The following is an 11989-nucleotide window of genomic DNA, read 5'->3' on the forward strand; positions in this document are numbered from 1 at the left end:
CGTCACCCAGTTCGTCGAGATCGGCCCCGACGGCATCCTCTCCGCACTGGTCGAAGAGGGCGCCACGCCGCTGCTCCGCAAGGGCCGCAACGCCATCGGTTTCCCTGTCTGCGAAGGGATCAGAAGAACGAGTCGATCACTCCGAGCGCCTGTTCGGGGTTCAGCCGCGGGTCGCAGAGGGTCTCGTAGCGCTCGGAGAGTGCCTTCTCGTCGGGGACGGGCCCGCCGACGCACTCCGTCACGTCGGTCGCGGCCGCTTCCAGGTGCAGGCCCGCCGCGTGTGCGCCCTCGGTCTCGAGGATGTGCCGGAACGCCGTGGCCTCCTCGATGATATGGGAGACAAGTCGAGTCTTTCGCCCAGTTTCGGTGCTGACCGTGTTGCCGTGCATGGGATCCGAGATCCAGACGACGGGGTGGCCGGCGCGCTGCACGGCCCGCACGATCGGCGCGAGCGCGACGTGGATGTCCTCGCGGCCCATGCGGATGATCAACGTCAGGCGGCCGGGCGTGTGGTGCGGGTCGAGCAGCTGGCACAGCCGCACGACGGTCTCCGGGTCCGCGGTCGGGCCGACCTTCACGCCGATCGGGTTCGAGATCGCGGAGAACATCGAGACGTGCGCGTGGTCCAGCTGGCGGGTGCGCTCGCCGATCCACGGGAAGTGTGCCGAGGTGAGGAACTGCTCGCCGGTGCGCTCGTCGGTGCGAATGAGCGCGTTCTCGTAGTCCAGCACCAATGCCTCGTGAGCCACCCACGGGCCACCGGAGAGTTCCTCGGCACTTCCCGCCCAATGGGTGCGCACTTCTCGGATAACTGAAGAAGAAGCGTCGTAGGCCTGCAGCATTCGCTCCGGGTCGTGCTGGCGGGCGAAATTGTCGGCCTCAAACGAATTGACCAGTTCACCCCGGAACGAGGGCAGCTGGATCCCGTCGACCGTTTCGAAGTTGCTCGAACGAGGCTTCGCGTACTGGCCCGCCATCCGTCCGAAACGGGCCACCTGCTGACCCGACCGTTCCGCCATCCGGGCGGCGATCTTCTGGATGTTGCGCACCTTTCGGGAAGTTGTCAGCGGGTCAGCGTCGGAAAAGGACTCCGCGCAGTCGCCGAGCTGCAGCACGCGTGCCTCGCCGAGGGCGGCCAGCCCGAGTGCGCGCTTCGCCTCGCGAATTTCGGAATGTGCGACCAGGGGGAGCGCGCCGGACAGTTCGGCTTCGATCAGGTCGTACTCGGGGTGGTGGTGCCAGTGGGGCTGCTGCGTCGCCGGCAACGTCATCCACGGGGCCGCGGTCCGCGTGTACGTGAACTCCGTCAGCTTCACCGTCTGAGGCATTGTTCTCGCTCCTGTTCTGGTTCCGCTGGACGTTTCAGGCGACGATGCCCTCGATCTCCACGAGGAGATCGGCGCGGCAGACGTCGACGTTCAGGTACTGGATCCGGGCGTTCGGGGAGAAACGCTCCTCGCACATCGCCCGCACCACCGGGATGTCGGAACGGTGACGGACGTACACCTTGATGTTGTCGAGGTTCAGCAAGGAATTGCCCTGCGTGATCTCGTAGTCCGCCAGGTTCTCGTCGGAAATGAGGTGCTCGATGTTGTCGAGTGACAACTTCACCTGCGCCACGATGTCGCCGTCGTGCAGGGTCTCGTGCCCCCGGATGCTGGCCGTGCCGGCCACGTAGACCTGCCCTGACCTGCGGTCGGTGTGCGTGGGGGCGAGGTAGGTGGCCCGCGCGAACTTGGGCGGGCGCGGGCCGTACTGCCTCGGGTAGTGGTAGGCGGCCAGCTGCTTGGAGTTCTCCACCGACGTCAGCGCGGCGGAGCGGGAGGCCAGGAAGTAGAACGCGATCCCGCCGCCCTGCGACCCGATTCCGGTCGCGCTCGGCACCTCGGAGTCACCGAAGTGGAAGAGCTCGAACGCCTCCGCGCGGCCCTTGCAGAAGTCCCGGTAGATCTCCAGGCCCTCGGTGTTGTCCGCGTTGATGTCGTTGATGAAGTTCCACATGCGGAAGCAGTTCTTGTAACCGAGGGTGTCCATCAGGTCCAGCGCGGCGACGTAGGCGGCGCGGGTGTCCTCGGTGTAGCGGCCGGTCGGGGCGATGCGGCCGGCCACGAGCAGGTACTCGCCGTCGTGGGCGTAAACGACGCCGTGGTGCTCGCCGGTCTCGACCGGGCGCGAGGTCGTCCACACCTCCGCGAATGCCTCCGCGTCGTCCGCGGCCATGTGCAGGTCGAGCCTCAGAAGGCCATTCTCGACACGCGGGTCGGTGCACTCGGTCGTGTAGTTGATGACGCCGAGAACGTTTCCGGTGGCCGCGACATTGCTGACTTCGGTCAGGCCGGTGAACACCGAGCTGGGCAAGGTCACCGTCTGCTGCGCCTGAGTCATTGGAATGCCCCTCCGAGGAGTAGGTAAAACATGTGGCGGAGATGAGCCGAGTTATTCTTTCGGCCTTCTCTTCCTGGCCGGTGATCAAAGATTAGCCACCGGGACGGCTCCGCAAAACAGCTCCACCGGGGAAAGCACTTTCGGGCGGGATGATAGGGGGGTCCTAGGGGGGTGCTAGGGGATTTCCTACTTACCTGCCTGGTGAGGCCGACGTTAGCATCGCTCGAGGTGCACGCCACGTCGCCAGTAAATAGGGAGCGCCGTCGGGATGTTTCGAACCGAACTGATCCGGCCGTTGTCCGACCTGCTGCGATACCACGCGGCGAACGTCCCGGAGAAGGTCGCGTTCGCGGACTCGCGGCGCGCGGTCACGTACGCGGAGCTGGAGAAGCGGACGTGGCGGCTCGGCGGGCACCTCGCGGACCTGCGGCTGCAGCCCGGTGACCGGGCGCTGATCTTCCTGGGCAACAGCGTCGACATCATCGAGAGCTACCTCGGGGTCACGCGCGCGAACGCGGTCGCGGTGCCGTTCAACCCGCACTCCGCCGACGCGGAGCTCGCCTACGTGCTGGACGACAGCGGCGCCCGTGTCGTGATCACCGACCTCGCGCACCTCGACCAGGTCCGCACACTGCTCCCCGGCCGCCCTTACGTGAAGGTCGTCGTGAGCGGCGACGAACCGCTCCCGCGCGGCGGTTCCGTTGTCTCGTACCAGGATCTGATGTCACGGGACCCGTCCGTGCCGGCGCGTGACGACCAGGGCCTCGACGACGTGGCGTTCATGCTCTACACCTCCGGCACCACCGGGAAGCCGAAGGGTGTGCTGTCGTCGCAGCGAGCCTGCCTGTGGTCGGTCGCGGCCTGCTACGCCCCGGTGATCGGCCTCAACCACGACGACAAGGTGTTGTGGCCCTTGCCGTTGCACCACTCCCTCGCGCACGTGCTGTGCGTCGTCGGCGTCACCGCGGTCGGCGCCACCGCCCGCCTTCTCGACGGCTTCGCGGCCGATGAGGTGCTGGCCGCGCTGGAGGGCGACGACTACACGTTCCTGTGCGGCGTGCCCGCCATGTACCACCATCTTCTGGAAGTCGCGCGCACCCGTGAGGTGCCGTCGAGCGCGCTGACCCGTTGTCTCACCGCGGGTTCGGCGTGCCCACCGGCGTTGCGCGTCGAGTTCGAGGCGCTGTTCGGGGTCGCGCTGCTCGACGGTTACGGCAGCACCGAGACGTGCGGCCTGATCGCGGTGAACTGGGCGCACGGCACCAGGGTCCCCGGTTCGTGCGGCCTGCCGGTGCCGGGTCTCGCGGTGCGGCTGGTCGACCCGGACACCGGCGTCGACGTCGACGCGGAGGCCGAGGGCGAGGTCTGGGTGCGCGGCCCGAGCCTCATGACCGGCTACCACAACCAGCCCGAGGCGACCGCGCAGGCGATGCCTCAAGGCTGGTACCGCACCGGTGACCTGGCGCGGCGCGACCTCTACGGATACCTGACGATCACCGGTCGCGTGAAGGAACTGATCATCCGCGGCGGCGAGAACATCCACCCCGGCGAGGTGGAGGAGGTGCTGCTGCGCGTGCCTGGGGTCGCGGACGCCGCGGTGGTCGGCAAGCCGCACGACATCCTCGGCGAGGTGCCGATCGCGTTCGTCGTGCCCGGCAAGCAGGGCCTCGATCCGGTGCGGCTGTACGACGCCTGCCGCGAGCAGCTGTCGAACTTCAAGGTGCCCGAAGAGCTGTACGAGATCGACCACATCCCGCGCACGACCTCGGGCAAGATCACCCGGCACGTGCTGCTCGACCGCCCGGCCCGGTTGCGGGCCGCGAGCGGCGGGCAGCACGAGTCGTTGCTGCGGATGGACTGGGCGCCGATGCCGTCCGTGCGCACGACGTCGCTCGAACTGGCGAAGCGCTGGGCCGTCGTCGGTCCGGACCGGTTCGGCCTGACGGCTTCCCTCGCGTCGGCCGGCGTGCACGTGGCAACTCACGCCGACGCCGCTTCTCTGCACATGTCCGTTGTGGACGGTGAGCCCGCGCCGGACGTGGCGGTGCTGTGCTGCCCGGACGACATGGACACCGGCGGCAAGCTGACCACGGCCGCGCAGGAGGCGTTGCGCAGGGTCGGTGGCGTGCTGCGGACGTGGGTCAACGACGACTGGTTCGCGCACTCGCGGCTGGTCGTACTGACTCGCGGCGCTGTCGCGGCTGGTGTCGAGGACGTCCGGGACCTCGTGCACGCGCCGGTGTGGGGTCTGCTGCGGTCGCTGCAGGTCGAGTTCCCGAACCGGTTCACGCTGATCGACATCGACGATCTGCCGCCGTCCGCCGGGGTGCTGCCTCTGGCGGTCGCCGCGGACGAGCCTCAGCTGGCGATCCGGTCCGGGATCGCGTTGATGCCACGGCTGAAGCGTGTGTCGGCGTCGGTCGACAGCGACGAGGTGCTGCGGATCGACCCCAAGCGCACGGTCGTCGTGACGGGTGCGGACGGCACCATGGGTGCGGCGCTCACCAGGCATCTCGTTGCCGCGTATGGCGCTCGGCATCTGCTGCTGATCAGCCCGCGCGGCCGGACCGACGAGGCGACCGCGCAGCTGGAGTCGGAGCTGTCCGAGCTGGGCGCGCGTGTCGCGGTGGCGGCCTGTGATGTGGCGGATCGTGCCGCGCTGGCCGAGGTGCTGGGCAAGCTGAAGCGGCCGATCACCGCCGTCATCCACAGCGAGGGCGAGCATCCGGCGAAACCGACCGCGCCGCGCGCCGACGTGTTCCGGTCCGTTGTGGACGGAGCCGTGAACCTGCACCAGCTCACGAAGAGCGGCGACGTCACGGCGTTCGTCATGCTCTGCACCGTCGCGGGTGCGTTGGGCCTGGTGGGATCGGGTGAGCAGGCGGCGGCGAACTCCTTCCTCGACGCTTTGGCCCGGTATCGGCGCAAGCGCGAGCTGTCGGCGACGTTCCTGGCGGTGGGCTCCACCGATGCGCCGACGACGGCGTCACGGGTGGGTGAGCTGTCGACGCACGAGTTCGCGGCGATGTTCGACGTGGCGACGTCGGCGGGCTTGGCGCAGGCCGTGATCATGCGGATCAACAGCGCGGCCTTGCGGGAGCAGACTTCGTCGACAGAGGTGCCCGCGTTGCTGCGCGGGCTGATCGACGTGTCCGCGCGGCTCGCGACGCCGGACGAGCGCGACCTGTCGGCGTTGCGCCAGCGGCTGGTCGCGATGTCGCCGGAGGAGCAGGACATCTTCCTGCTCAACCTGGTGCGCACGGAGGTCGCGGGTGTGCTCGGCCTGACCGGCACCGAGCGGGCGGAGTCGAAGAAGACGTTCCGCGAGCTGGGACTGACCTCGGTGACCGCGGTCGACCTGCGGAACCGGCTGACCGCCGCGACCGGTCTGCACCTGTCCGCGCCGGTCGCGTTCGACTACCCGACACCGGTCGTTCTGGCTCGGCACCTGCGGGCTGAGTTGCTGGGTGAGCGCGCGGCCGTTGTTTCCGAGGCCGTGCGGGCGCAGCCGGACGAGCCGATCGCGATCGTCGGCATGGCCTGCCGTTATCCCGGCGGGGTCGCCTCGCCGGAGGACCTGTGGCGGCTGGTGATGTCGGGTGCGGATGTCGTGTCGTCGTTCCCGACGGACCGCAACTGGGATCTGGAGAAGCTGTTCGACGGTGCCTCGCACACGCGCTCGGGCGGCTTCCTGCACGACGCGGCCGACTTCGACGCGGAGTTCTTCGGGATCTCGCCGCGGGAGGCGCTGGCGATGGATCCGCAGCAGAGGTTGCTGCTGGAGGTGTCCTGGGAGGCTCTGGAACGGGCGGGCATCGATCCGGCGTCGTTGCGCGGCACCAACGGCGGTGTGTTCGCGGGCGTGATGTACCACGACTACGGCGCCGGGCTGCTCGATGCGCCCGCCGGCACCGAGGGGTACTGGACGACCGGTACGGCGGGCAGCGTGGTGTCCGGTCGCGTTGCGTACACCCTTGGTCTGCAAGGTCCGGCCGTCACGGTCGACACGGCTTGTTCCTCTTCTTTGGTTGCTCTGCACTGGGCCGCGCAGTCGTTGCGCTCCGGTGAGTCGTCGATCGCGCTGGCGGGTGGTGTGACGATCATGTCGACGCCGCAGACGTTCGTGGAGTTCTCTCGTCAGGGTGGGTTGTCGGCGGACGGTCGCTGCAAGGCTTTCTCCGATTCTGCTGACGGCACAGGCTGGTCCGAAGGCGCTGGTCTGGTCGTGCTGGAGCGGTTGTCGGATGCTCGCCGCAACGGTCACACGGTCTTGGCGGTCCTGCGCGGATCGGCTATCAACCAGGACGGCGCGTCGAACGGGTTGACCGCGCCGAACGGTCCGTCGCAGCAACGGGTGATCCGGCAAGCGCTTGCGTCTGCCGGTTTGTCCACTTCGGACGTTGACGCGGTCGAGGCTCATGGCACCGGTACGACTTTGGGCGACCCGATCGAGGCGCAGGCTCTTCTGGCCACCTATGGGCAGGACCGGTCGGTACCGCTGTGGCTGGGGTCGGTGAAGTCGAACCTCGGCCACACGCAGGCCGCCGCGGGTGTCGCGGGTGTGATCAAGATGGTGATGGCGTTGCGGCACGGCGTTCTGCCGCGCACGTTGCACGTGACCTCGCCGTCCTCGCACGTCGAATGGAGCACGGGCCGGGTCGAGCTGCTGACGTCGAACCAGCCCTGGCCCTCGGTGTCGCGGCAACGGCGCGCGGCAGTGTCCGGGTTCGGTGTCTCGGGCACGAACGCCCACGTGATCCTCGAGGCCCCGGAACTGTCAGACCTGCCTGAGATGATTGGGATGGGGGGTGGCTCCCCCCAGGGGGCCAGCCAACCCGGATCGATTCAGGTGGGCGGGGCGGGACACACGGGCGGTGCGGGACAGCCGGGCGGTGCGGGCCAGCCGGGCGGCGCGGGACAGACGAGCGGCGCGGTGCCGTGGGTGGTGTCGGCCAAGTCCGCGACAGCGTTGGAAGCGCAGATCGAGCGAATCCGGGCGGTCGAGGCTCCGGCCCTCGACATCGCCGCGTCGCTGGTGTCGACGCGGGCACAGCTGGAGCACCGCGCGGTGCTCCTGGGCGGTGCCGAGGTCGCGCGCGGGGTGGCGGCGGAGCGGTCGCTGGCGGTGTTGTTCAGCGGGCAGGGTTCGCAGCGGCTCGGCATGGGACGCGAGCTGTACGAGCGGTTCCCGGTGTTCGCGCAGGCTTTCGACGCGGTGCTGGAGCACCTGGACGTCTCACTGCGCGAGGTGATGTGGGGGCACGACGCCGAGGCGTTGAACGCGACCCGGTACGCGCAGCCGGCGTTGTTCGCGATCGAGGTGGCGCTGTTCCGGCTGGCTGCCTCTTTCGGTGTGCGGCCGGACTTCGTGGGCGGGCACTCCATCGGCGAGATCGTCGCCGCGCACGTGGCCGGGGTTCTCTCGTTGGAGGACGCGTGCCGGTTGGTGGACGCGCGCTCCCGGCTCATGCAAGCGCTTCCGCCGGGTGGCGCGATGGTGGCCGTGCAGGCCACCGAGGAAGAAGTACTGCCACACCTGGGTCCGGAGGTCTCGATCGCGGCCGTGAACGGGCCGCGCTCGGTGGTGATCGCGGGAACCGAGGACGCCGTCTCAGCGGTCGTGGAGCGGTTCACCGACCGGAAGACTAAGCGTCTCACGGTGAGCCATGCGTTTCACTCGCCATTGATGAACCCGATGCTGGACGAGTTCCGCGCGGTCGTCGAGGGCCTGTCGTTCTCCGAGCCGCAGATCCCGGTCGTGTCGAACGTGACCGGGCAGCTCGCTGTGCGCGAGCAGCTGACGTCGCCGGAGTACTGGGTGCGGCACGTGCGTGAGGCTGTCCGGTTCTCCGACGGCGTGCGGGCGTTGGGGCGTCAGGGTGTGTCGGCGTTCCTGGAGCTCGGGCCTGATGGCGTGCTGTCGGCGTTGGTGGCGGAGATGACCGAGACCGGCGCTGTTCCGCTGGACTCGGCGGTGGTGCCGGTGCTGCGCCGCGAACGGCCGGAGGAGGTTTCCTTCGTGTCGGGGCTGGCGCGTCTGCACGTCGCGGGGGTGTCCGTCTCCTGGGCCCGGCTGTTCGAGGGCACCGGCGCGGTGCACGTCGACCTGCCGACGTATGCGTTCCAGCGGTCGCGGTTCTGGCCGGAGCCCGAGGTCGCGGCCGGCAAGGCGGATCCGCTCGACGCGGCGTTCTGGCAGCTGGTGGAGAACGACGAGCTGGCCTCCGTGCTCGATCTCGACGCCGAGGTGGCCGCGGCCGTCGTGCCGGCGTTGTCGTCGTGGCGGACCCGGCAACGCTCTCAGTCCATTGTGGATTCGTGGCGGTTCCGCGAGTCGTGGGACAGGCTGTCGCTGTCCGGTGCTTTCGGCGGGTCCTGGCTGGTCGTCGTGCCGCCAGGGGAGCAGGACGCCTGGACCCGTGACGTGGTGGAGATCCTCGGCGGGGTCGCGGTGCCGCTCGACGAGGTCGCCTCGTTGTCCGGCCGCGAGTTCACGGGCGTCGTTTCCTTGTTGGGCGTCGCGGACGACTCGGGTGACGTGCCGTATCCGTTGTGCGCGACGTTGGAGCTGTTGCGCGCTCTGGAGGGCGTCGAGGCTCCGTTGTGGACGGTGACGCGGGGTGCCGTGTCGACCGGCCACGGCGACATCGTGACCTCGCCGGTGCAAGCGGCGCTGTGGGGCATGGGCCGGGTGGCGGCTCTGGAGCTGCCGCGCCGGTGGGGTGGCTTGATCGACCTGCCGGGCGGCGTGGATGTCCAGATCGCGCAGGGCCTGCAGGCGGCGTTGACGAACTCGCTGGGCGAGGACCAGATCGCGGTGCGAGGCAACGGTGTCTTCGCCCGCCGGCTGGTGCCCGCGCCGCGTGGTGAGCACGGCGAGGACTGGGCGCCGTCGGGCACTGTGCTGATCACCGGCGGTACTGGCGCTTTGGGTGGCTTCGTGGCCCGTTCCGTTGCCGCCCGGGGTGCCTCGCACATCGTGCTGACCTCGCGCCGGGGCCCGCTGACTCCTGGCGTCGAGCATCTGGTGGCGCAGCTGGAAGGGTTCGGCGCCGAGGTGTCGGTCGAGGCCTGCGACGTCGCCGATCGTGCTGCTGTCGCGGAGTTGCTGGGGCGGCTTCCTGATCTCACCGCCGTTGTGCACTGCGCCGGAATCGACTCCGGCGACGCGCCGCTGGCTTCGTTGTCCGCCGATCAGCTCGGGGAGTTGTTGCGCGCCAAGATGGTGTCGGCGCGGAACCTGCACGAGCTGACCGGAAACCTCGACGCGTTCGTGCTGTTCTCGTCGGGTGCGGCGGCGTGGGGCAGTGGTGGCCAGCCCGCGTACTCGACCGCGAACGCCTACCTGGACGGCCTGGCGCAGTTCCGCCGCGGCCAGGGCCAGGTGGCGACGTCCGTGCAGTGGGGTGCGTGGGCCGAGGCCGGCATGGCGACCGATCCCGAGGCCTACGACCAGCTGCGCCGCCACGGCGTGCTGCCGATGGACCCCGAGCTGGCGTTGACCGCGCTGGTGCAGGCGGTGTCGGACGGCGAGACGGTGCTGACCGTCACGAACACCGACTGGGCCCGTTTCGCACCGGGTTTCACCGCGTCGCGGCCGTCGCCGTTGTTCTCGTCGATCCCCGAGGTGGTCGCCGCTCTCTCGGTGGAAGCCTCCGAGGGCGTCGAGATGGCGTTGCAGGAGAAGCTCGCCGGACTGTCCGAAGCGGACCGGTCGCGCGTGCTGGTGGACCTGGTGCGTGCCGAGGCCGCGGCGGTGCTGGGCCACTCCGGGGTCGAGTCGATCCACCCGGAGAAGGCGTTCCGCGACCAGGGATTCGACTCGCTGACCGCGGTGGAGATGCGCGACCGGCTGAAGGCCGCGACGGGTCTGCCGGTGCCGTCCGCGCTGGTCTTCGACTACCCGACGCCGCGCCTGGTCGCCGAACACCTGCTGTCCGGCCTGTCCTCTTCGGTGGAGGGTTCCGCGTTGGCTGAGCTGGCGCGCTTCGAGGCCGCACTGGCTTCGTCCTCTGATGACCACGACGTGATCCGCGAGCGCCTGGAGAAGGTGCTGGGCCGGTTGAAGAAGCCCGTGTCCACTTCGGACGAAGACATTCGCAACGTCTCCGTCGAGGACCTCCTGAACATCATCGACGACGAGTTGCTCGACCTCTCGTAGTAGCAGTGTTTGCCCGCACGAAATGAGGACGGACCAGTGCAGGAAGAGCAGCAGGACAAGGTTGCCGACTACCTGAGGCGAGTCACGGTCGAGTTGCGCCGGGCTCGTGAACGCGTCCTCGAGCTGGAGCAGAAGCACAGCGAGCCCATCGCGATCGTGGGCATGTCGTGCCGCTTCCCCGGCGGGGTGGTCACGCCCGAGCAGCTGTGGGAAGCCGTTGTCGCCGAACGGGATCTGGTCTCCCCGTTCCCGGCCGACCGCGGCTGGGACCTGTCGTCGTTGCGCAGCACCTCGTTGGCGCAGGAGGGCGGGTTTCTGAGTGACCTGGCCTCGTTCGACGCGGACTTCTTCGGCATCTCGCCGCGCGAAGCGCTGGGCATGGATCCGCAGCAGCGCATGATGCTGGAGCTCACCTGGGAGGCTCTGGAGCGCGCGGGCCTGGATCCCGCGGCGCTGCGGGGTTCCGCCACTGGTGTTTTCGTGGGCACGAATGGTCAGGACTACGCGGACCTGGTGTCGGTGGACGGCGACGGGCACGCCTCCACCGGCCTCATCGCGTCGGTGCTGTCGGGTCGCTTGTCCTACACGTTCGGCTTCGAGGGCCCTGCGGTCTCCGTCGACACAGCTTGCTCCTCTTCTTCTGTCGCAATGCACCTGGCCATGCAGGCTCTGCGTGGTGGTGAGTGTTCGCTGGCTCTCGCCGGTGGCGTGACGATCATGGCGACGCCGAACTCCTTTGTGGAGTTCACCTTGCAGCGCGGTCTGGCCGCTGACGGCCGGTGCAAGGCGTTCTCTGACTCGGCCGATGGGGTGGGCTGGTCCGAGGGCGCGGGCATGCTGGTTCTGGAGCGTCTGTCTGACGCCGTGGCTTCCGGCCATCACGTTCTCGGCCTGCTGCGCGGTTCGGCCGTCAACCAGGACGGTGCCTCCAACGGCCTGACCGCTCCGAACGGCCCGTCCCAGCAACGCGTGATCCGCGCTGCTCTGGCCTCGGCCGGTTTGTCTTCCGCTGACGTCGACGCAGTGGAAGCGCACGGCACCGGCACGACGCTGGGCGACCCGATCGAGGCCGCCGCCTTGATCGCCACCTACGGCCAGGACCGCGCTGTTCCGCTGTACATCGGCTCGATCAAGTCGAACATCGGTCACACGCAGGCGGCGGCGGGCGTCGCCTCGGTGATCAAGGTCGTGCAGGCGATGCAACACGGCGTGCTGCCGCGCACGCTCCACATCACCTCGCCCTCTTCCCACGTCGACTGGTCCGCGGGCTCCGTGTCGCTGCTGACCTCGGCGACTCCTTGGCCTGCCGTCGACCGTCCGCGCCGCGTCGGCATCTCGTCGTTCGGCGTCTCCGGCACCAACTCGCACCTGATCGTCGAGGCCCCGGCCGCCACTCCCGACGGCCAGGAATTGTCAGACCCGCCTGAGATGATTGGGATGGGG

General features: G+C 69.0%; 4 protein-coding genes. 2 read left to right on the forward strand and 2 right to left on the reverse strand.

From position 1 onward, the window contains the following. Window positions 1-119: 119 nt before the first annotated feature. Complete coding sequence (locus ABZX92_RS42865; protein ID WP_355571429.1) at window positions 120-1328, reverse strand: 3-deoxy-7-phosphoheptulonate synthase; 1209 nt, start codon at window positions 1326-1328, stop codon at window positions 120-122. A 34-nt stretch (window positions 1329-1362) separates the two neighbouring features. Continuing rightward, on the reverse strand, window positions 1363-2385 hold the full coding sequence (locus tag ABZX92_RS42870) for an FkbO/Hyg5 family chorismatase (RefSeq protein WP_355571431.1): 1023 nt from the start codon (window positions 2383-2385) through the stop codon (window positions 1363-1365). 268 nt (window positions 2386-2653) lie between these two features. Here ABZX92_RS42870 and ABZX92_RS42875 point away from each other — a divergent pair, with 268 nt between their 5' ends. Together ABZX92_RS42875 and ABZX92_RS42880 are read left to right on the forward strand one after the other, a co-directional pair. After that, window positions 2654-10546: a type I polyketide synthase gene (locus ABZX92_RS42875; protein WP_355571433.1), complete on the forward strand. Its 7893-nt coding sequence runs from the start codon at window positions 2654-2656 to the stop codon at window positions 10544-10546. 36 nt (window positions 10547-10582) lie between these two features. Beyond that, window positions 10583-11989 (forward strand): beta-ketoacyl synthase N-terminal-like domain-containing protein (locus ABZX92_RS42880; RefSeq protein WP_355571434.1); only part of this gene is annotated, 1407 nt, incomplete at its 3' end.

This window comes from Lentzea sp. NPDC006480 (genome assembly GCF_040611995.1).
In the GTDB taxonomy this organism is placed as follows: domain Bacteria; phylum Actinomycetota; class Actinomycetes; order Mycobacteriales; family Pseudonocardiaceae; genus Lentzea.